General features: G+C 72.1%; 22 protein-coding genes. 11 read left to right on the top strand and 11 right to left on the bottom strand.

Annotation, left to right across the window (positions count from 1 at the left end; all coding sequences use genetic code 11):
* Positions 1-172 precede the first annotated feature (172 nt).
* Positions 173-622, top strand: a complete 450-nt coding sequence (locus ACIA6C_RS28490; RefSeq protein ID WP_361137595.1) for an ATP-binding protein — start codon at positions 173-175, stop codon at positions 620-622.
* A gap of 21 nt (positions 623-643) precedes the next feature.
* On the opposite strand, the gene ACIA6C_RS28485 is transcribed toward ACIA6C_RS28490, so the two are convergent.
* Entirely contained in the window at positions 644-1,033 is a 390-nt protein-coding gene (locus ACIA6C_RS28485) for a VOC family protein (protein ID WP_361137594.1), read from the bottom strand.
* A gap of 302 nt (positions 1,034-1,335) precedes the next feature.
* Here ACIA6C_RS28485 and ACIA6C_RS28480 point away from each other — a divergent pair, with 302 nt between their 5' ends.
* From ACIA6C_RS28480 to ACIA6C_RS28450, 7 genes are all read left to right on the top strand, one after another.
* Positions 1,336-1,638, top strand: coding sequence for an urease subunit gamma (locus ACIA6C_RS28480; protein ID WP_190186959.1), 303 nt, complete (start codon positions 1,336-1,338; stop codon positions 1,636-1,638).
* Positions 1,639-1,652: 14 nt separating this feature from the next.
* Positions 1,653-1,964 (top strand): urease subunit beta, encoded by a 312-nt coding sequence (locus tag ACIA6C_RS28475; RefSeq protein ID WP_399280113.1) that lies wholly within the window; start codon positions 1,653-1,655, stop codon positions 1,962-1,964.
* Entirely contained in the window at positions 1,957-3,678 is a 1,722-nt protein-coding gene (locus ACIA6C_RS28470; RefSeq protein ID WP_399280111.1) for an urease subunit alpha, read from the top strand. The genes ACIA6C_RS28475 and ACIA6C_RS28470 overlap by 8 nt, the downstream gene beginning before the upstream one ends.
* Positions 3,679-3,691: 13 nt before the next feature.
* Positions 3,692-4,366, top strand: coding sequence for an urease accessory protein UreF (locus tag ACIA6C_RS28465; RefSeq protein WP_399280109.1), 675 nt, complete (start codon positions 3,692-3,694; stop codon positions 4,364-4,366).
* A 25-nt stretch (positions 4,367-4,391) separates the two neighbouring features.
* Positions 4,392-5,078: an urease accessory protein UreG gene (gene ureG, locus ACIA6C_RS28460; protein WP_361137591.1), complete on the top strand. Its 687-nt coding sequence runs from the start codon at positions 4,392-4,394 to the stop codon at positions 5,076-5,078.
* The gene (locus ACIA6C_RS28455; RefSeq protein ID WP_399280107.1) at positions 5,075-5,869 is read left to right on the top strand and encodes an urease accessory protein UreD; all 795 of its coding nucleotides are present in this window, start codon (positions 5,075-5,077) and stop codon (positions 5,867-5,869) included. Before ureG ends, ACIA6C_RS28455 begins: the two co-directional genes overlap by 4 nt.
* A 193-nt stretch (positions 5,870-6,062) precedes the next feature.
* A complete protein-coding gene (locus ACIA6C_RS28450; RefSeq protein WP_399280105.1) occupies positions 6,063-7,733 on the top strand; it encodes an alpha/beta hydrolase in 1,671 nt (556 codons plus the stop codon).
* A 38-nt stretch (positions 7,734-7,771) separates the two neighbouring features.
* Here ACIA6C_RS28450 and ACIA6C_RS28445 read toward each other — a convergent pair whose 3' ends face one another.
* From ACIA6C_RS28445 to ACIA6C_RS28420, 6 genes are all read right to left on the bottom strand, one after another.
* Entirely contained in the window at positions 7,772-8,482 is a 711-nt protein-coding gene (locus ACIA6C_RS28445; RefSeq protein WP_366080669.1) for a lysophospholipid acyltransferase family protein, read from the bottom strand.
* Positions 8,483-8,544: 62 nt separating this feature from the next.
* Entirely contained in the window at positions 8,545-8,703 is a 159-nt protein-coding gene (locus tag ACIA6C_RS28440; RefSeq protein WP_361137587.1) for a hypothetical protein, read from the bottom strand.
* Between the two features lie 32 nt (positions 8,704-8,735).
* Complete coding sequence (locus ACIA6C_RS28435) at positions 8,736-9,704, bottom strand: cytochrome c oxidase assembly protein (protein ID WP_399280103.1); 969 nt, start codon at positions 9,702-9,704, stop codon at positions 8,736-8,738.
* A 91-nt stretch (positions 9,705-9,795) separates the two neighbouring features.
* The gene (locus tag ACIA6C_RS28430) at positions 9,796-10,824 is read right to left on the bottom strand and encodes a 6-phosphofructokinase (RefSeq protein ID WP_366081453.1); all 1,029 of its coding nucleotides are present in this window, start codon (positions 10,822-10,824) and stop codon (positions 9,796-9,798) included.
* 190 nt (positions 10,825-11,014) lie between these two features.
* Complete coding sequence (locus tag ACIA6C_RS28425) at positions 11,015-11,743, bottom strand: glutamine amidotransferase (protein ID WP_361137584.1); 729 nt, start codon at positions 11,741-11,743, stop codon at positions 11,015-11,017.
* A gap of 28 nt (positions 11,744-11,771) precedes the next feature.
* Entirely contained in the window at positions 11,772-13,010 is a 1,239-nt protein-coding gene (locus ACIA6C_RS28420) for a MurT ligase domain-containing protein (RefSeq protein ID WP_136211516.1), read from the bottom strand.
* 123 nt (positions 13,011-13,133) lie between these two features.
* On the opposite strand from ACIA6C_RS28420, the gene def reads away from it, so the two are divergent.
* Entirely contained in the window at positions 13,134-13,703 is a 570-nt protein-coding gene (gene def, locus ACIA6C_RS28415; protein ID WP_399280100.1) for a peptide deformylase, read from the top strand.
* Between the two features lie 103 nt (positions 13,704-13,806).
* On the opposite strand, the gene ACIA6C_RS28410 is transcribed toward def, so the two are convergent.
* Positions 13,807-14,451, bottom strand: a complete 645-nt coding sequence (locus ACIA6C_RS28410; RefSeq protein WP_399280098.1) for a TetR family transcriptional regulator — start codon at positions 14,449-14,451, stop codon at positions 13,807-13,809.
* 220 nt (positions 14,452-14,671) lie between these two features.
* Here ACIA6C_RS28410 and ACIA6C_RS28405 point away from each other — a divergent pair, with 220 nt between their 5' ends.
* Positions 14,672-15,901 carry an acyl-CoA dehydrogenase family protein gene (locus ACIA6C_RS28405; protein ID WP_366081456.1) on the top strand — a complete coding sequence of 410 codons (1,230 nt, stop codon included), beginning with the start codon at positions 14,672-14,674 and terminating at the stop codon, positions 15,899-15,901.
* Positions 15,902-15,958: 57 nt separating this feature from the next.
* On the opposite strand, the gene ACIA6C_RS28400 is transcribed toward ACIA6C_RS28405, so the two are convergent.
* Together ACIA6C_RS28400 and ACIA6C_RS28395 are read right to left on the bottom strand one after the other, a co-directional pair.
* On the bottom strand, positions 15,959-16,537 hold the full coding sequence (locus tag ACIA6C_RS28400; RefSeq protein ID WP_399280096.1) for a hypothetical protein: 579 nt from the start codon (positions 16,535-16,537) through the stop codon (positions 15,959-15,961).
* A gap of 67 nt (positions 16,538-16,604) precedes the next feature.
* Positions 16,605-17,042, bottom strand: a complete 438-nt coding sequence (locus ACIA6C_RS28395; protein WP_399280094.1) for an SRPBCC family protein — start codon at positions 17,040-17,042, stop codon at positions 16,605-16,607.
* A 155-nt stretch (positions 17,043-17,197) separates the two neighbouring features.
* On the opposite strand from ACIA6C_RS28395, the gene ACIA6C_RS28390 reads away from it, so the two are divergent.
* Positions 17,198-17,383 (top strand): DUF5999 family protein, encoded by a 186-nt coding sequence (locus tag ACIA6C_RS28390; RefSeq protein WP_136211506.1) that lies wholly within the window; start codon positions 17,198-17,200, stop codon positions 17,381-17,383.
* A 158-nt stretch (positions 17,384-17,541) separates the two neighbouring features.
* Here ACIA6C_RS28390 and ACIA6C_RS28385 read toward each other — a convergent pair whose 3' ends face one another.
* Positions 17,542-19,557 carry an ATP-binding protein gene (locus ACIA6C_RS28385; RefSeq protein WP_399280092.1) on the bottom strand — a complete coding sequence of 672 codons (2,016 nt, stop codon included), beginning with the start codon at positions 19,555-19,557 and terminating at the stop codon, positions 17,542-17,544.
* Between the last annotated feature and the right edge of the window lie 9 nt (positions 19,558-19,566).

Below are 19,566 nucleotides of genomic sequence, written 5' to 3'. Positions count from 1 at the left end.
CCTCGCACCAGTCTGCCGTCCAAATACGCTCTTCCGTAGCAGAGTTCACCGCATCGAGCGACAGATATATGCATATCTTGGGAGAACGCAGGAAACGACGGCACGATGGGTGCACTCTGACGCTCAGCGTAGATCCGGGGCGGCTGCGCCCCGGTGGGAAAGGGACGTCGCCATGGCAGACCACCAGGAAGCATCCGTCACTCTGCCGAGCGACCCGGCCGCGGTCGCCGCTGCCCGCCGGTACGTCGCGGAGGTGCTCGGTGAATGGGGACTGCCCGAGGAGTCCGAGACGGCCGACACCGTCCGGCTGATCGTCTCGGAACTCGCGACCAACGCGGTGCAGCACACCTTCGGCCAGTCGCCCACCTTCACCGTGGAGGTCCACCTGGAGCGCGGCGAATGGCTGCGGGTCGGAGTGACGGACAGTCACCCGCGCCGCCCCCGGCGGCTGCCGGCCGCCGTCCAGCAGGACAACGGCCGGGGGATGGTCATCATCCGCTGGCTCGCCGCCGAGGCGGGCGGCCGGCTCTCGGTCACGCCGACCGAGGACGGCGGCAAGACGGTGTGGATCGCACTGCCCTGGACGGTGGGGGCTCCGGCGAGGACCGCCACCGGCTGTTGAGCCCGCCGGGCAGATGCCCGCTCAGGCGATGCCGCGCTCCGCGGCGCTGCGTTCGATGCACAGCTCATTGCCCTCGGGGTCGGCCAGTACGACCCAGCCCGCGATGCCGTCCTCGTCCCGCCGGTCGTCAACGACCCGCGCCCCGAGACCGACGAGCCGCTCGACCGTCTCGTCGCGGGTGCCCGTAGGCGGCTGGATGTCCAGGTGCACCCGGTTCTTCACCTTCTTCCCGTCGGGCACCCGGATGAACAGCAGGCCCGGCGTGCCGGGCTGCCCCGACTCCAGCTGGATCTCCTCGTCGCCCTCCACGCCGTCCTCGGCGATCGCGTAGCCGGTCACCTCGGACCAGAACCGCGCGACCTTCCAAGGGTCGAGGGCGTCGAAGGTGATGTTGCGGACTGGGTTCAGCATGCTGGCCTCCATGCGGCCTCGGTGCGGGGAAGCCCGAGGAACTCGGCCCCGGGCCGAACCGGGTGCCTCCCGGAAACGTGGGTTAACTCGGCGGAAAAGCGCGGGTCCTACTCTGGCGCCCGCGCGCTTGCGCCAATGATCACCCATGAGCCGGTAAAGCAGTGGTGATCGGGACGGAAAGTCTCTCCCTGTGTTGGGCAAGACATGCTTGGCACGGATATGCACAGGTCAACAAAGTGTTGAAGGGGATTAGGGTCTTCTTGGCGCGAAGTTGATCTTGTCCTGGAAACTTGGTGATACGTGTGCAACTGACACCGCACGAGCAGGAAAGACTGCTCATCCACGTCGCGGCTGATGTGGCCGAAAAGCGCAGGGCGCGCGGGGTGCGCCTCAACCACCCGGAGGCGGTGGCCCTGATCACCTCGCACATCCTCGAAGGCGCCCGCGACGGGCGGACCGTGGCCGAGCTCATGGCCTCGGGCCGCACCGTGCTGCGCCGCGACGAGGTCATGGAGGGGATCCCCGAGATGATCCACGACGTCCAGGTCGAGGCGACCTTCCCGGACGGCACCAAGCTCGTCACTGTCCACGACCCCATCGTCTGAACGGGAGCACCCGCATGATCCCCGGCGAAATCGTCTTCGGGGACGGTCCGGTGCGCCTGAACGAAGGCCGCGCCGTAACCCGTCTCACCGTGCTCAACGCCGCCGACCGTCCCGTGCAGGTCGGTTCCCACTACCACTTCGCCGAAGTCAACCCGGGCCTCGACTTCGACCGCGCCGCCGCCCACGGCCTGCGGCTCAACATCGCCGCCGGCACCGCCGTCCGCTTCGAGCCGGGCATCCCCGTCTCCGTCGAACTCGTCCCGCTGGGGGGCCTGCGCACCGTGCCGGGCCTGCGCGGGGAAACCGGAGGGCCGCTCGATGGCTGAGATCTCGCGCCAGACGTACGCGGACCTCTTCGGGCCGACCAAGGGCGACCGCATCCGGCTCGCCGACACCGACCTCTTCGTGGAGATCGAACAGGACCTCAGCGGCGGCCCCGGACACTCGGGGGACGAAGCCGTCTTCGGCGGCGGCAAGGTCATCCGCGAGTCCATGGGCCAGGCCCGCACCACCCGCGCCGAGGGCGCCCCCGACACGGTGATCACCGGCGTGGTCATCCTCGACCACTGGGGCATCGTCAAGGCGGACCTCGGCATCCGTGACGGCCGGATCTGCGGCATCGGCAAGGCCGGCAACCCGGACACCATGGACGGGGTCGACCCCGCCCTGATCATCGGCCCCGAGACCGAGATCATCGCGGGCAACGGGAAGATCGTCACCGCCGGCGCCATCGACGCCCACGTGCACTTCATCGCGCCCACCGTGATCGACGAGGCCCTCGCCTCCGGCATCACCACCCTCGTCGGCGGCGGCACCGGACCCGCCGAGGGCTCCAAGGCCACCACCGTCACGCCCGGACCCTGGCACCTGGCCAGGATGTTCGCGGCGCTGGAGGCCTACCCCGTCAACATCGGCCTGCTCGGCAAGGGCAACACCATGTCCCGCGAGGGCATGTACTCCCAGCTGCGCGGCGGCGCCCTCGGCTTCAAGATTCACGAGGACTGGGGGGCCACCCCGGCCGCCATCGACGCCTGCCTGACCGTCGCCGAGGAGACCGGCGCCCAGGTCGCCATCCACACCGACACGCTCAACGAGGCCGGGTTCGTCGCGGACACCCTCGCGGCCATCGCCGGGCGGACCATCCACTCGTACCACACCGAGGGCGCGGGCGGCGGCCACGCACCGGACATCATCACCGTGGTCTCCGAGCCGAACATCCTGCCCAGCTCCACCAACCCCACCCGGCCGCACACCGTCAACACCATCGAGGAACACCTCGACATGCTGATGGTCTGCCACCACCTCAACCCGGCGGTCCCCGAGGACCTCGCCTTCGCCGAGTCCCGCATCCGGCCGTCCACCATCGCCGCCGAGGACGTCCTGCACGACCTCGGGGCCATCTCCATCATCTCCTCCGACTCCCAGGCCATGGGCCGGGTCGGCGAGGTCGTGCTGCGCACCTGGCAGACCGCCCACGTGATGAAGAAGCGGCGCGGCTTCCTGCCCGGCGACGGCCCGGCCGACAACCACCGTGCCCGGCGCTACGTCGCCAAGTACACGATCAACCCCGCGATCGCCCAGGGACTGGCCCGCGAGATCGGCTCGGTCGAGGTCGGCAAGCTCGCCGACCTGGTGCTGTGGACCCCCGCCTTCTTCGGGGTCAAGCCGGAGGTCGTCGTCAAGGGCGGCCAGATCGCCTACGCGCAGATGGGTGACGCCAACGCCTCCATCCCCACCCCGCAGCCCATCCTGCCCCGGCCCATGTACGGGGCCCGCGGGCGCGCGCCGGCGCTCAACTCGATCAACTTCACCGCGCAGGCGGCGCTTGACGACGGTCTGCCCGAACGGCTTGGGCTCGACAAGCGGTTCGTGGCGATCGAAAGCACCCGCAAGGTGAGCAAGACGGACATGCGCAACAACGAGGCCATGCCCCGGGTCGAGGTGGACGCCGACACCTTCACCGTCACCATCGACGGTGAGGTCGTGGAGCCGGCCCCGGCGGCGGAACTGCCCATGGCACAGAGATACTTCCTGTTCTGATGGGCGTCTGCCGATGAGCCTCGCCGCGCTGCTCGTCCTCGCGGACGGCCGCTTCCCCGCCGGAGGGCACGCCCACTCCGGCGGGGCGGAGGCCGCCTGCAAGGCGGGCCGGATCCACGACGCCGCCACGCTCGCCGAGTTCTGCCGGGGCCGGCTGCACACCTCCGGCCTCGTCGCAGCCGGACTCGCGGCGGCCGCCGCCCACGGCCTCGACCCGGCGGAACTCGACGCCGCCGCCGACGCCCGCACCCCCTCGCCCGCGCTGCGGCTGGCCGCGCGGCGGCTCGGCCGGCAGCTGCTGCGCGCCGCCCGTGCCACCTGGCCGGCCGCCGAACTCGACGCCCTCGCCGCAGCGTTCCCGCGCGGGGCCCACCAGCCCGTGGTGCTCGGCGTCACCGCCCGGGCCGCCGGGCTCGGGCCGCTGGACGCCGCGCACGTGGCGGCGTACGAGAGCGTCAGCGGTCCCGCGACCGCGACCGTGCGGCTGCTGGGCCTGGACCCCTTCGAGGCGAGCGCCGTGCTGGCCGGCCTCGCCCCCGAACTCGACGCCGTGTCCGGGCGGGCCGCGAGCGCCGCCCTGCTGGCCCGTCACGAGGGCCTGGAGGCGCTGCCCGCCTCCTCCTCCCCGCTGCTGGACATCGCGGCGCAGGTCCACGCCGACTGGCCGGTCCGGCTCTTCGCCTCCTGACCGCCGCCCCACCCAAGGAGAAACCATGCACCTCGACCACGGTGGGAGCTACCCCCACCGCCACACCCACAGCGCCGAGCCCGTACGGGCCGACGGCACCCGCCGCGCCCTGCGCGTCGGCCTCGGCGGACCGGTCGGCTCCGGCAAGACCGCGACCGTTGCCGCGCTGTGCCGCGCCCTGCGCGCCGAACTGTCCATGGCCGTCGTCACCAACGACATCTACACCCGCGAGGACGCGGAGTTCCTGCTCCGCGAGGCGGTCCTGCCGCCCGAACGGATCGCCGCCGTCGAGACCGGGGCCTGCCCGCACACCGCCATCCGCGACGACATCTCCGCCAACCTGGAGGCGGTCGAGGAACTGGAGGAGCGTGTCGGCCCCCTGGACCTGATCCTCGTCGAGTCCGGCGGGGACAACCTGACCGCCACCTTCTCCCGGGGCCTGGTCGACGCCCAGATCTTCGTCATCGACGTGGCCGGCGGCGACGACATCCCGCGCAAGGGCGGACCCGGCGTCACCACCGCCGACCTGCTCATCGTCAACAAGACCGACCTCGCCCCCCACGTCGGCTCCGACCTGGACCGGATGGCCCGCGACGCCGCCGAGCAGCGCGGTGACCTGCCCGTGGCGTTCCAGTCCCTGCGCGGGCCCGAGGGCGTCACCCCGGTGGCCGACTGGGTGCGCGAGCGCATCGCTGCCTGGGCCGTACGGTGACCAGCGCACCCCCCGTCGCCCCGCAGGCCCCCGCTCCGGCTGGGGTGCGCGCCACCGCCCGGATCGCCGCCGTGGCCGACGGCCGGGGCGGCACCGCGCTGCCGCTGCTGGCCGGGGAAGGCCCGCTCGCGCTGCGCCGCACCCGGGGCGAGGGCGCCGAGGCCGGTGTGATGCTGGTCGGCGCGATGTCCGCGCCGCTCGGCGGAGACCACCTGAACGTCGAGGCCGACGCCGGACCGGGGGCCCGGCTCGGGCTCCGCTCGGCGGCGGCCACCCTGGCGCTGCCCGGCCGCGACGGCGCGCCGGCCCGGTACGACGTACGGCTGACGCTGGCCGAGGGGGCGGCGGTGCGCTGGCTGCCGGAGCCGCTGGTGTCCGTACGCGGCAGTGACCTGCGGGTGCGCACCCGCGTGGAACTCGCCCCCACCGCCCGGCTGATGCTGCGCGAGGAGCAGGTGCTCGGCCGTGCCGGGGAGGCCCCCGGCCTGCTCCGCAGCCGCATCAGCGTCCTGCGGGGCGGCCGCCCGCTGCTGGACCAGGAGCTGGCCTGCGGGCCGGGAGCCCCCGGTGGCTGGGACGGCCCGGCGGGACTCGCGGGCCACCGGGCGCTCGGCCAGCTCCTGGTGGTGGACCCGGAGTTCGCCGAGGCCCCGCCGGCGCCCGCGGTGCTGGGCGAGTTCGCGGCGGTGACCCCGCTGGCCGGTCCGGCCGTCCTGGTGACGGCCCTCGCCCCGGACGCGCTACGCCTGCGGGAACTGCTCGACGCGGCCTGCGCGACGTACGGCTGGTAACGGGAGGACCGACCCGGGGCGAACCGGACACCGCTCAGCGGTACACCCCCGTCCGGATATCGGCTTGGCAAAGAACCGGACCGTGCACTGTCGCCCACTCCCGGTCAGGCGCAAGGATCCCCCTGCACGTCAACGACCGATACCGACCAACACGGCTACCCGTGACGGCATATGACGCAGGGGGAACAACCACGTGATACGCACCGCGGCGCTGGGGAGCGCCGCCACTCTGATCACCGGCGCACTGGCGGCGAGCCTGCTGCTCGCCCCGACCGCCGAGGCCGCTCCGGCCTCCGGTGACAACGGATACAACGAGGCGATCGGCGTTCAGGTCGCCGCCGCCCGCGCCGCCCGCACCGGCATCGATTGGAAGGACTGCCCCGCCGACTGGGGCTTCGAGAAGCCGATCCAGTGCGGCTGGGTGAAGGTCCCGCTCGACTACGCGAAGCCGTACGGCAAGACCATCGACCTGGCCGTCGACCGGGCGCTGAGCACCGGCACCAAGGAGGAGCGCCAGGGCGCGCTCGTCTACAACCCCGGCGGCCCGGGCGGCTCCGGCATGCGTTTCCCGCGCCGGATCACCACCAAGTCCCCGCTGTGGGTCAACACCTCCAAGGCGTACGACTTCGTGGGCTTCGACCCCCGCGGCGTCGGCCACTCGGCGCCCATCTCCTGCGTCGACCCGCAGGAGTACGTGAAGGTCCCGAAGGCGGACCCGGTCCCGTCCAACGAGGCCGACAAGCGCGCCCAGCGCAAGCTCGCCGCGGAGTACGCGGACGGCTGCAAGGAGCGCAGCGGCGAGATGCTGCCGTTCATGACCACGCCGAACACCGCGCGTGACGTGGACGTCATCCGGGCCGCGCTCGGCGAGAAGAAGCTGAACTACCTCGGCGTCTCCTACGGCACCTACCTCGGCGGGGTCTACGCGACCCTGTTCCCGGGCCACGTCCGCCGCATGATCGTCGACAGCGTGGTCAACCCGGAACAGGACAACATCTGGTACCAGGCCAACCTGGAACAGGACGTCGCGTTCCAGATGCGCTGGAACGACTGGGAGGACTGGGTCGCCAAGAACGACGGCGTCTTCCACATCGGCGACACCCGCGCCAAGGTCGAGGCCAAGTGGCTGGAACTGCGCGCCAAGGCCAAGGCCAACCCGCTCGGCGGCGTGGCCGGTCCGGCGGAGCTGATCGGCTTCTTCCAGAGCGCCCCGTACTACGACTCCTCCTGGGTGCCCACCGCCCAGGCCCTGAGCGCGTACGTCGCCGGTGACGAGAAGCCGCTGATCGACGCGGTCACCCCGGACCTCTCGGACATCCGCGGCAACATCACCACGGAGAACGGTAACGCCGTCTACACCGCGGTCGAGTGTGCCGATGCCAAGTGGCCCACCAGCTGGGCCAAGTGGGACAGGGACAACACCGCGCTGAACAAGAAGTACCCCTTCCTCACCTGGTCGAACGCATGGATGAACCTGCCCTGCGCGACCTGGAAGTCCAAGCAGAGCACCCCGATCGAGGTCGGCGCGAGCGCCAAGCGCGGTCTGCCGCCGGTCCTCGTCGTCCAGAGCGAGCGCGACGCGGCCACCCCGTACGCGGGCGGCGTCGAGATGCACCGCCGCCTCGGCGGTTCGCGTCTGATCACCGAGAAGAACGCGGGCTCGCACGGTGTCACCAGCCTGGTGAACCCCTGCATCAACACCCGTGTGGACAGCTACCTGCTGACCGGCAAGGTCGACGCGCAGGACGTGACCTGCGAGCCGCACGCCACGCCGGTCGCCCCGGCCCCGGCCGCCGCCAAGTCGGCGGCCGTGTCCCAGGGCGCCGAGCTGGCGCCGCGTGAGGAGCTCCCGGCCGTCCGCTAGGTCGCCGGCAGCCCACGGGCAGGCACACGAAAGAAGGCTCAGCGCGTCCGGCGCCGGGCCTTCTTCCGTGCCTGCTCCTCCTCCGCCTTCACCTCGGCGGCGTACCGGTCGACGTACTCCTGGCCGGACAGCTCCAGCACCGCGTACATGATCTCGTCGGTGACGGCCCGCAGGATCGCCCGCTCGCCCTCCAGGCCCTCGTACCGCGAGAAGTCCAGCGGCCGGCCGAAGCGGATCGTGACCCGCCGGATGTTCGGGATCTTCTGCCCGGGCGGCTGGATCTCGAAGGTGCCGACCATCGCGCAGGGCACGACCGGCACGCCCGCGCCGAGCGCCATCGCGGCCACGCCGACCTTGCCCTTGTAGAGCCGACCGTCGTGCGAGCGGGTGCCCTCCGGGTAGATGCCGAGCAGCTCCCCCTTGGCCAGGACCCCGAGCCCCTCGCGCAGCGCCGCCTGTCCGGCGTCCTTGCCGGAGCGGTCCACCGGGATCTGGCCGGCGCTGCGGAAGAAGGCGGCCGTCAGCCGGCCCTTGACGCCCGGGCCGGTGAAGTACTCCGCCTTCGCCAGGAAGGTGATCCGGCGTTTGAGGATCGCCGGCATCAGGAAATGGTCGGAGAACGACAGGTGGTTTCCGGCGATGATCGCCGCGCCCTCGGACGGGATGTTCTCCAGGCCCTCGATACGCGGCCGGAACAGCAGCCGCAGCAGCGGGCCGAGCAGCACGTGCTTGAGCAAGTGGTAGAACACCGGCCGTTTCCCTTCACCTGGCGGACACGTCAGTGTGGCGCGCCCGGTGCAGGACGAGCAGATCACCTACTGCGGGAGGCGGCCATCCCGGCGGTCAGCATGCCCAGCAGCACCCACACGAACCACAGCCAGCCGTTGCTGCCGAGCACCACGGAGTACGCCGCGACGGCCACCAGGGAGGCGAAGGTCAGCACGGCCATCGCCTTAACGGATCCGCTCATGCCCCATGGTGGCGCGGTGAGGGGCCGCCGCGCTACCGGCCACGCCCCTGGAGCGAGGCGAGATACGAGTTGTACGCCTCCAGCTCCTGGTCCCCATTGCGCTCCGCCGCTCGGTCGGAGCGCTTGGCGGCCCGCTGCTCCGAGCGGTACCACTGGTAGACCAGCGCGATCAGCACCAGCACCGAGGGGATCTCGCTGAAAGCCCAGGCGATGCCGCCGCCCCACTGCTGGTCGAGCAGCGCGTCGACGCCCAGGGAGGCCGGCGGGTTCTCGTACGACTTGATCATCGGCTCGGTCGCCATCATCAGCGCGATGCCGAAGAACGCGTGGAACGGCATGCCGGCGAACAGCTCCAGCATCCGCATCACGTAGCCGGGCCGGTGCGGACCCGGGTCCACGCCCATGATCGGCCAGAAGAAGATCAGGCCGACGGCCAGGAAGTGGACCATCATCCCGATGTGCCCGGCCCTGCTCTGCATCAGGGAGTCGAACAGCGGGGTGAAGTAGAGGCCGTAGAGGCTGGCGATGAAGAGGGGGATCGTGAACGCCGGATGCGTGATCACCTTGAGGTAGCGGCTGTGCAGCAGCATCAGCAGCAGCTCGCGCGGCCCCTTGACGCCCCGGGCGGCCGGCGGGAGGGCGCGCAACGTCAGCGTCACCGGAGCGCCGAGCAGCAGCAGGATGGGGGAGACCATGCTGATCACCATGTGCTGCACCATGTGCACGCTGAACATGACCATGCCGTAGTCGTTCAGCTTCGTGCACATCATCAGGGCCACGGTCAGCACACCGGCGGTGAACGAGAGCGTCCGGCCCAGCGGCCACCCGTCCCCGCGCCCGCGCAGCCGCGCCACCCCCCACAGATACAGGCCGAGCCCCAGCAGCGAGCCGATCAGGAAGAAGGCGTCGAAGGAGAACTCCAGCCCGCGCCCGAGAGTGAACGGCGGCAGGTCCATGTCCATGTCCATATTCATGTCCATGCCGTGACCGCTGTGATCCATCTGTTCACTCCCTTGACTGTGGCGCTCCACCACAGTAGTGCCGCCCCCGGACGCCGAAGCGTCCGGGGGCGGTGTCAGAAGGGGGGAAACATCACAGAACGGTCTCCGCCTCCGCGTAGCGCTCGGCCGGGACCGTCTTGAGGCTCCGCACGGCGTCGGCGAGGGGCACCATCACGATGTCCGTGCCGCGCAGCGCGGTCAGCATCCCGAACTCGCCCCGGTGCGCGGCCTCCACCGCGTGCCAGCCGAAGCGGGTGGCCAGGACGCGGTCGTACGCGGTCGGCGTGCCGCCGCGCTGGACGTGGCCGAGGATCACCGGGCGGGCCTCCTTGCCCAGGCGGTCCTCCAGCTCGACGGCGAGCCGGTTGCCGATGCCGGCGAACCGCTCGTGGCCGTACATGTCGGTACCGCCCGACTCCAGCGCCATCGAGCTGCCCGCGGCGGGCTTGGCGCCTTCGGCGACCACGACGATCGCGAACCGCTTGCCGGCCGAGAACCGCTCGCCGACGATCGCGGTCAGCTCCTCGATGTCGAAGGGGCGCTCCGGCACGACGATGGCGTGCGCGCCCGCCGCCATGCCCGAGTGGAGCGCGATCCAGCCGGTGTGGCGGCCCATGACCTCGACGACCATCACCCGCTGGTGGGACTCGGCGGTGGTCTTGAGGCGGTCCAGGGCCTCGGTGGCGACCCCGACGGCGGTGTCGAACCCGAAGGTCACGTCGGTGGAGGCGATGTCGTTGTCGATGGTCTTGGGGACGCCGACGATGGGCAGGCCGCCCTCGGACAACAGGTTCGCCGCCTTGAGCGTGCCCTCTCCGCCGATCGGGATGATCGCGTCCAGACCGAGGTCCGCGAGGTGTCCCCGGGCCCGCTCCACGCCGTCGCGCAGGTGCGCGGGCTGGACGCGGGAGGAGCCGAGGATGGTGCCGCCGCGGGCCAGGATGCCGCTGACGGCGTCCAGGTCGAGCTTGCGGTAGTCGCATTCCAGCAGACCCCGCCAGCCGTCGTGGAAGCCGATCACCTCGTCGCCGTGGTCGACGACGGCGCGGTGCACGACGGAGCGGATGACGGCATTGAGGCCGGGGCAGTCGCCTCCGGAAGTGAGCACACCAATGCGCATGGCAGGAAGAACCTTTGCAACGTGGGCCGACGACCGGACCACGTCGTCCGGTTGGTACTGACCGCCAGCCTACAAGCGGATTCCCACCGGACTGAACCATCCTCCACATGCTGGTCACATCCGTCGTACGAACGCACGCCGGCCCGGACCCCCCGAGGGAATCCGGACCGGACGGGGCGTGACGGACGCGTTACGCGGGCTGCGTGGCCGCCGCGATGCGCTCGTCGCGCAGCGCCTCGTACCAGCGGTCGTCGAGGCCCGGCAGCGCGTTCACGTCGAGGGCCAGCTTCAGCAGCAGGTCCGCGATCTGCGGGTTGCGGGCCATCACGGGACCGTGCATGTAGGTGCCGAACACGGTGTCGTTGTAGGCGCCTTCGGTGCCGTCGCCGGTGCCGTTGCCCCGGCCCAGCCGGGTGCGGGCGAAGGGCTTGGCCGTCGGGCCGAGGTGGGTCACGCCCTGGTGGTTCTCGAAGCCCGTCAGCGGGGGCAGGTTCAGGCGCGGGTCGATGTCGGCGAGCACGTCGCCGACGCACCGCTCGCCCTCGCCGCGCACGGTGACCACGTCCAGCAGGCCCAGGCCCTGCTGGCGCTCGCCCATGTCGTTGACGAACTCGTTGCCGAGGATCTGGTACCCGGCGCACACCGAGAAGACGATCGCCCCGTTCGAGACGGCTCGCTCCAGGCCGCCGTCGCGCAGCAGGCGCTCCGCCGCCAGGCGCTGCGGCCGGTCCTCGCCACCGCCGATCAGGTAGATGTCACCCGAGGTGGGGATGGGCTGGTCGCTGCGCACGTCCACGCGCTGCACGTCCAGGCCGCGCTGGCGCGCCCGGCGCTCCACGACGAGGGCGTTGCCCTGGTCTCCGTACGTGCTGAGCAGGTCCGGGTAGACCCACACCAGACGCAGGCTGTTGTCGCTCATGCTCTTGTGTCCTCTGGAGGTATGAGTACTAGTTGCCGACGCGGCGGCGCACGTCCTGGAATGCGGTGTAGTTGGCGATCAGCTCGATCTGTCCGGGCGGGGCGAGCTGCACGGCCTCGTCGAGGGTCTCGCACACGCGGAAGTCCAGGCCCGCGACCTCCAGGCGGACCGCGAGGTCCAGCTTGCGGTCGCCGATCACGAAGATGGGGTGCCCCGCAAGACGCGGGTAGTCCACGTCCCAGAGCCAGGAGGTGTCCGTGCCGTCGGCGCCGCGCGCGTTGACGGAAAGGATCACCGGCGTCGGCGGCGGGTCGATCAGCGAGAACGTCTCCAGCCAGCCCGCGGGGTTCTTGGCGAGCAGCAGGCGCAGTTCACGGCCCTGGAAGGAGACCACGTCATAGCGGCCGGCGACGGCCTGCACCTGGTACATCCGCTCCAGCGCGACCTGCGGCGGGACGCCGAACACGGCTGCGACGGCGGCCGAGGTGGCGGCGTTGGCCTTGTTGGCGCGGCCGGGCAGCTGGAGGTGGATCGGCCAGGCGCTGCCGTGCGGGTCCAGTACGTGGTCGCCGGAGAGCACCCAGCTGGGGGTGGGGCGGCGGAAGCCGCACTCACCGCAGAACCAGTCGTCGCCGGGGCGCTGCATGACGCCACCGCAGGAGGGGCACGACCAGGCGTCGTCCTTCCACTCCTGGCCGGCCGCGACCCACACCACGTTCTGCGAGGAGGATGCGGACCACACGATCAGCGGGTCGTCGCAGTTGGCCACGATGACGGCCTTGGAGCCCTGGAGCCCCTCGCGCCACTTCTCGGCCAGCATGCGGGTCTCCGCGGCGCGGTCCAGCTGGTCGCGGGAGAGGTTGAGCAGGGCGATCACCTTGGGGGTCACGTCCCGGGCCACTCCGGCGAGGTACTTCTCGTCGACCTCGATGACGCCGTACTTGGCGTCCGAGCCGCCCGCCAGCGCGGAGGTGATGCCGGCCGGCATGTTCGCGCCCAGCGCGTTGGAGACCACCGGACCGCTGGCCCGCAGCGCCTCGGCGATCAGGCGGGTCGTCGTGGTCTTGCCGTTCGTCGCGGAGACGAGGACGACGTCGAGATGCTGTGCCAGCGCGCCGAGGAGATCGGGGTCCAGCCTGAGTGCGACCTTGCCTCCGATCACCGATCCGCTTCCGCGTCCCGCGGCCCGCGACACCGCCGCCGCGGCCTTGCCCGCCGTCACGGCCAGCTTGGCCCGCGGCGAAAGCGGCTCCGTGTTGCCTGCCATCGTCCCTTGTCCTCCTTGCGTCGGTCGGCCCCAGCCTATCCAGTACCTGCCGGGGCCTTGACCGCGGCGCCCCAAGGGCGGCGCGGATCTGCTCATATCTTCGCCCGTCGTACGCTTACCGCCATGCGACAGCGCCCCATCCCCGGCACCACCGGACTCGTCCGCACCATGAGCCTGCTGGGCGATCCGGTGCTCCACTCGCCGTGCGCCGAGGTCACCGGGTTCGGACCCTCCCTCGACCGGCTCATCGAGGACATGTTCGCCACGATGTACGCGGCCCAGGGCGTCGGCCTCGCCGCCAACCAGATCGGGGTCGGGCAGCGGGTGTTCGTCTACGACTGCCCCGACGACGAGGACGTCCGCCACGTGGGACACGTGGTCAACCCCCGCCTGGTGAGCGCCGACGGGGACGAGTTCCGCGGCCCCGAGGGCTGTCTGTCGCTGCCCGGCCTGGAGGCCGGCACGGTCCGCTTCGACCACGCCGTCGTCGAGGGGGTCACCTCCGACGGCGCGCCGGTACGGATCGAGGGCACCGGGTTCTTCGCCCGCTGCCTCCAGCACGAGTGCGACCACCTGGAGGGCACGGTCTACGCGGACCGGGTCACCGGGCTGCGGGCGCGCCGGCTGCGACGGGCGATCGGCAAGACGGCGTGGGGCGCGCGCGGACTCGCGGCCCTGGGCGGCAGCGCCTGACGGGAGCGGTCCGCCCGCACAGGCCGGTTCGCGCGCACAGGCCAGTTCCCGCGCACAGGTCCCGCCCGCACAGGCCGGTCCGCCCGCGGGAGCCGGGCGGCGCTCAGAAGCCGGGCCCGCCCCGGCGGTTGCCGGCCGTGGCCAGCCGGCCCCACAGCAGGTCGGTCAGCGCGGCCACCAACTCGGCCCGCCCACAGGGGCGTTCCCCGAGCCACCAGTCGCCCGCCGCGTGCATCATGCCGACGATTCCGTGACCCCACACCCGGGCCAGGCGTTCGGAGCCCGGGCCGAGGTCGACGCGTTCGCCGATGACCTCCGCCAGTTCCTCGCCGAGGCGGCGCAGCAGCGGCGCCGAGTGCAGACCGACGTCGAAGCCGCGTTCGGCGGACTGCGAGTCCTCCGCGGGGTGCATCAGGAAGCGGTACACCTGCGGCCGGGCCTCGATGGCCGCGAGGTAGGTGTCGAGCGTGGACTCCACCCGGCGGCGGCGCTCGGCCGGGGCGTCGAGCGCGGCCCGCAGCGAGTCCAGCAGGGCGTCGGTGTGCCGGACGGCGAGCGCCTGGTAGAGGCCCGCCTTGTCGCCGAAGTGGCGGTACAGGATGGGCTTGGTGATGCCCGCCTCGGCCGCGATGGCGTTCATCGAAGCCTTGGGCCCGTCCCTGAGGACGACGCGGTCGGCCGCTTCGAGCAGCTCCCGCCTGCGGCGCTCGGCCGCTCCCGGTTCGCCGGCCTGCTGCGTGGTCTCCATGACGTGTTTGTCTCCCCGCCCTTGCGATGTGCGTGACGCCCACGCAACGTAACACCCCGCACACCCTGTCGATCGAACCGGCGGCCTCCCGTGGCCGGTCCGGGCCCCGCTTGACAGTGCTTACTCGTCGGTAACAGACTGGGGCGCCGTGGCTGGTTACCGCAGGTAACGGCCTGCCGGTGACGGCGACGAGTACGTCCGCGAAACAGCTGGAGGGGACATGGCGGAGTTCACCATGGAGCTCAACGACGACCAGAAGCAGGTGCGCGACTGGATCCACGGGTTCGCCGCCGACGTGATCCGCCCCGCGGCCGCCGAATGGGACGAGCGCGAAGAGACCCCGTGGCCCGTCATCCAGGAGGCGGCCAAGGTCGGCATCTACTCCCTCGACTTCTACGCCCAGCAGTTCTTCGACCCGACCGGCCTCGGCATCCCGATGGCGATGGAGGAACTGTTCTGGGGTGACGCCGGCATCGCCCTGTCGATCGTCGGCACCGGCCTCGCGGCCATCGGCGTCCTCGCCAACGGCACCGAGGAGCAGATCGGCACCTGGATCCCGCAGATGTACGGCGACGCGACCGACGTCAAGGTCGCCGCCTTCTGCTCCTCCGAGCCGGACGCCGGCTCCGACGTCGGGGCGATGCGCACCCGCGCCGTGTACGACGAGGCCAAGGACGAATGGGTGCTGAACGGCACCAAGACCTGGGCGACCAACGGCGGTATCGCGAACGTCCACATCGTCGTCGCCGTGGTCGACCCCGAACTCGGCACGAAGGGCCACGCGTCCTTCATCGTGCCGCCGAACACCCCCGGCCTGTCGCAGGGGCAGAAGTTCAAGAAGCACGGCATCCGGGCCTCGCACACCGCCGAGGTGGTGCTGGAGGACTGCCGCGTCCCGGGCTCCTGCCTGCTCGGCGGCAAGGACAAGCTGGACGAGCGCCTCGCGCGCGCCCGGGAACGCGCCAAGGCGGGCGGCGGCGAGCGGCTCAAGAACGCGGCCATGGCCACCTTCGAGGCGTCCCGCCCGGCCGTGGGCGCCATGGCCGTCGGCACGGCGCGCGCCGCGTACGAAGTCGCCCTCGACTACGCGAGGACCCGTACCCAGTTCGGCCGTCCGATCATCGACAACCAGGGCGTGGCCTTCCAGCTCGCGGACATGCGCACGCAGATCGACGCGGCCCGGCTGCTGGTGTGGCGGGCCTCCTGGATGGCGGTGGCGGGCAAGCCGTTCACCTCGGCGGAGGGTTCGATGTCGAAGCTCTTCGCGAGCGAGGTCGCCAAGAAGGTCACCGCCCAGGCGGTGCAGATCCTCGGAGGCAACGGGTTCACCCGGGAGTACCCGGTGGAGCGCATGCACCGCGACAGCGCTATTTACACCATCTTCGAGGGCACGAGCGAGATCCAGCGCCTGGTGATCGCCAGGACGATCTCCCAGATGCCGATCCGCTAGTCGTCAGGGCCCGCAGCCGCCCCCGTCCCCGGCAGGGGGAACGGGGGCGGCCGTCGTTCAGCTGGTCGCGGCGCCGATCACGACCAGCGCGACGATCGCCAGCGCGACCAGGACCATCGGCGCCGCGATGACCAGCGCGGCGGGCCGCTGCCAGAGCGGCTTGCCCGGGTCGAGCGGGGGCCGGAAGCCGCCCATCGGAGGGGCGAGCTTGCGGAAGGCCGAGCGGGGGACCAGGTTGATCAGCACCGTCAGCGGCGTGATGAACAGGGACGCCGGGCCCCACCACCCCTGCCACAGGGTCTTCGCCGACATGTCGCGCACGACGGCGGTACCGCAGTCGCGGCAGAAGGGGCCGTGCGTGCTCAGGAACCGCATCATCAGCACCAGGCCCTGGTGCCCGCGCACGGTGCCGGGCGCGGCCGGCTGGGCACCGCACACGCGGCACGCGTACCCGGGCTGCTGCGGGTGCTGGGGCTGCTGCTGGTAGGCCGCGTAGGGGTTGCCGTGCGGGACCCCCTGCTGCGGCTGCTGCTGCGCGTACGGGTTGTGCTGCGCGGCCGCGCCCTGCTGGGGCGGCACGCCGTACGGGTGGTGCGGGACGGCGCCCTGTTGCTGCTGCGGTGGCGGAGTGGCCATGGAGGTTCCCCTGTAAGACGTGGTGGCATCACCGGGCGCGGTGATCACGGCACCCTAGCCCGACTTGTCAGGAACGCAGCAACCGGGCGAGGGCGCGGCCGAACATGAGCCGGCCGGCGAGCGCCACGACCGGGTCGAAGAACCGCCCGAGCCCGCGTACCCGCAGGTCCTCGCGCCAGTGCACCTCCGCGCCGGCCGGCTGCAGCGGCCTGACTTCGATCTCCGCCCAGCCCAGGACAACGCGTCCGCGCTTGTCGAGACGGACCAGCCCCGCCGAACCCGTCGCCGGCGGCCGCCACACGGTGACTTCCATCGGGTCGTCGAAGGCGACCCTCCCCAATCCCGTACGTGCCGTGAAGCGCGTTCCGACGCGCGTCGGCGGCGCCGTTTCGACGGTCGTGCGGGTCAAGGGGACCTGCGCCCCGTGGCGCGCCCAGTCCGTGAGCCTCAGCCAGACCTCTCCGGCCGGCAGACGGGTGCGGTGAACGATGCGGATCGGCGGCATGAGCGCATGGTAATCGGGCATACACACCGTGAACTCGACCGCGAATATGGGTTCCGTCAGGGGGCGGCGATCAGTAATACTCACCGCCACCGTGGATCGCGGATTCGACCGGGTGACCACCGGCCCTCCCGCCCCACACTGCGAGGAGGTGCGCCATGTGCTCCCACCAGCCCCCCTGCCCGTCCGCCGACAGCGCCGATCACGACGCTGCCCGCACCGTGGCCTTCCACCCCGAACAGGGATGGAGCCTGCTCTGCAACGGTCTGGTGGTGTTCGACGACACCGGGGAGCTGCTCCCCGACGGCCGTACGGTGGAGCCCCGCCGACCGGCCCTGGTCTGAGCCAGGAGGCAGCATGCGCCAGCAGCTGATCCGCAAGCCCGTCCCCAAGCCCGCCCCCCGAGACCTGGACCTGCGCACCCCGTCGGGCAGGCCCCTCCCGTACTGACGGCAGCCGGCCTGCCGCCGCTACGGGAGACGGGGACCGCACGGGGCCGCGCTCAGGCGGTGGCCGCCGCCGCGCCGCCCCGGAAGGCGCTCTCGTACGCCGCGTCGCCGATCGCCGCGCGGGCCTGCCGTTCGCCCTCGTCCCGCAGGGCCGTCAGGGACGGGGAGCCCATCTGCGGGCGCCCCACGGTGCGCCACCACGCGTGCCCGGTCCCCAGCAGGCGCGCCGCGAGTTCGCCGTCGCCCAGCCCCGCCACGGCCGCAGCGAGCACGTCCAGGCCGAGCGCGATGCCGAAGCGGTCGCCCAGCAACCGCTTGCCGGACAGCATGGCCCGCACGTGGCGGGCCGCCTCACCGTGGTTGCCGACGCCCAGCGCCGCGACGGCCAGGATGTAGTCGGCGTAGGCCCTCAGCCAGCGCTCACCCAGCTCCGCACACGCCTCGCGCAGCCCCCACGCCTCCTCGGCCGCCTCCTCGAACCGCCGCTCGTCGCACAGCGCGTAGCCGGAGGCCAGCCGGCACAGCAGCCACCCCGTCCCGTCCGGCCGGCCGCCGTGGGCCGCCCGCGCCCGGGGCCCCGCCAGCGCGAGCGCCGCCGCCGGGTCGCCCGGCATCATCATCGAGACGGCGCGCAGGTAGGCGGCGCGCAGCTCCGGTTCCGGATCGCCGAGCCCGGCCGCCTCTCGGGCGCACCGCCGGCCCAGTTCCCCGGCCGCGTCCATGTCGCCCTGGAGCAGCGCCGTCAACCCGAGCGCCCACACCGCCTGGGTGTACACCGGCCCGGTGGCCGGGCCGCGGGCGAGCGCCCGTTCCAGGAAACCGCGGCCCTCGTGGACGTGGCCGCAGGCGAACCAGAAGAACCAGAGCGCCCCGGCCATCTCCTGGGCCGCCGCCGGGTCGGTCCGCAGCAGGTGCTCCAGGGCGGTGCGCACCTGCGCGTGCTCGGCGCTCATCCTGCGGTACCAGTCGACCTGCCCCGGGCCCAGCCAGCCCCGCTCCGCCGCGTGGCACAGCGCCGCGTACCAGTGGGCGTGCCGCTCCGCGACCGTGCGTACCTCCCCGAGCTCGGCCAGCCAGTCGCGCCCGTACTCGCGGATCGTGTCCAGCATCCGGTAACGGGCCCCCGCGCCGCGCTCCTCGGTCCGCCGGACCACGGACTTCGCCACCAGCCCGGCCAGCACCCGCTCCACCCTGGCGGCGGGCAGCGGGCCGCCCGAGCAGACCGTCCGGGCGGCGGCCACGTCGAAGTCCCCGGTGAACACGGACAGCCGGGCCCACAGCAGGCGCTCCACCGGCTCGCACAGCTCGTGGCTCCAGCCGATGGCGGTCCGCAGGGTCTGGTGCCGGGGCAGCAGCGCGCGCGTGTCGGCCAGGACCTCGAACCGCGCGTCCAGCCGCCGCGCCATCTGCTCCAGCGTCCACAACCTCATGCGGGCGCCCGCGAGTTCCAGGGCGAGCGGGATGCCGTCGAGCCGGCGGCACACCTCGGCGGCCAGCAGCACCCGTTCGGGGTCCCGGAACGCGTCGGCTGCCTCCGGCATCGCGGCCACCGCGCGGGCGCGGAACAGGGCGAGGGCGTCGCTGTCCGGATCCTCGCAGGGCAGGGGGTGGACCTCGAACACCACCTCACGGGGGCTGCCGAGCGGCTCGCGCGAGGTGACGAGCACCGTCAGGCCGGGCGCGGACTGCAGCAGTTCACCGACGAGGTGGCGGCACGCGGGGATCAGGTGCTCGCAGGTGTCGAGGACCAGGAGCAGTTCCTTGTCGGCCATCCACGCGCACAGTTCCTCGTCCAGGGGGCGCGCGGAGTGGTCCGCGAGCCCGACGGCGTGCGCCACGGTGGTGGTGAGCAGGCCGGGGTCGCGCAGCGGTGACAGCTCGACCCACCAGACCCCGTCGCGCCGGGGCCGTCCGCTCGTGGCGGCCCGGAGGGCGAGCCGGGACTTGCCGACACCGCCGACGCCCGTGAGGGTGACCAGCCGGCGCAGGTCCAACAGCGGCTGAAGATCGTTCAGTTCGCTCTCCCGGCCGATGAATCCGGCCGGTTCCGGCGGCAGGTTTCCCGGCACGGCGCGAGA

Origin of the sequence: Streptomyces sp. NPDC051578 (assembly GCF_044454045.1) — a bacterium.
Taxonomy (GTDB): Bacteria; Actinomycetota; Actinomycetes; order Streptomycetales; family Streptomycetaceae; genus Streptomyces.
Note: the sequence above shows the minus strand (reverse complement) of the source record. Positions and strands in the feature narration are given on the sequence as shown.

Coding starts and splice junctions, on each gene's coding strand:
- ACIA6C_RS28490 (WP_361137595.1), top strand. CDS start 173: ATGGCAGACCACCAGGAAGCATCCGTCACTCTGCCGAGCGACCCGGCC.
- ACIA6C_RS28485 (WP_361137594.1), bottom strand. CDS start 1,033: ATGCTGAACCCAGTCCGCAACATCACCTTCGACGCCCTCGACCCTTGG.
- ACIA6C_RS28475 (WP_399280113.1), top strand. CDS start 1,653: ATGATCCCCGGCGAAATCGTCTTCGGGGACGGTCCGGTGCGCCTGAAC.
- ACIA6C_RS28470 (WP_399280111.1), top strand. CDS start 1,957: ATGGCTGAGATCTCGCGCCAGACGTACGCGGACCTCTTCGGGCCGACC.
- ACIA6C_RS28465 (WP_399280109.1), top strand. CDS start 3,692: ATGAGCCTCGCCGCGCTGCTCGTCCTCGCGGACGGCCGCTTCCCCGCC.
- ureG (WP_361137591.1), top strand. CDS start 4,392: ATGCACCTCGACCACGGTGGGAGCTACCCCCACCGCCACACCCACAGC.
- ACIA6C_RS28440 (WP_361137587.1), bottom strand. CDS start 8,703: ATGAGCGGATCCGTTAAGGCGATGGCCGTGCTGACCTTCGCCTCCCTG.
- ACIA6C_RS28435 (WP_399280103.1), bottom strand. CDS start 9,704: ATGGATCACAGCGGTCACGGCATGGACATGAATATGGACATGGACATG.
- ACIA6C_RS28430 (WP_366081453.1), bottom strand. CDS start 10,824: ATGCGCATTGGTGTGCTCACTTCCGGAGGCGACTGCCCCGGCCTCAAT.
- ACIA6C_RS28425 (WP_361137584.1), bottom strand. CDS start 11,743: ATGAGCGACAACAGCCTGCGTCTGGTGTGGGTCTACCCGGACCTGCTC.
- ACIA6C_RS28420 (WP_136211516.1), bottom strand. CDS start 13,010: ATGGCAGGCAACACGGAGCCGCTTTCGCCGCGGGCCAAGCTGGCCGTG.
- def (WP_399280100.1), top strand. CDS start 13,134: ATGCGACAGCGCCCCATCCCCGGCACCACCGGACTCGTCCGCACCATG.
- ACIA6C_RS28410 (WP_399280098.1), bottom strand. CDS start 14,451: ATGGAGACCACGCAGCAGGCCGGCGAACCGGGAGCGGCCGAGCGCCGC.
- ACIA6C_RS28405 (WP_366081456.1), top strand. CDS start 14,672: ATGGCGGAGTTCACCATGGAGCTCAACGACGACCAGAAGCAGGTGCGC.
- ACIA6C_RS28400 (WP_399280096.1), bottom strand. CDS start 16,537: ATGGCCACTCCGCCACCGCAGCAGCAACAGGGCGCCGTCCCGCACCAC.
- ACIA6C_RS28395 (WP_399280094.1), bottom strand. CDS start 17,042: ATGCCGCCGATCCGCATCGTTCACCGCACCCGTCTGCCGGCCGGAGAG.
- ACIA6C_RS28390 (WP_136211506.1), top strand. CDS start 17,198: ATGTGCTCCCACCAGCCCCCCTGCCCGTCCGCCGACAGCGCCGATCAC.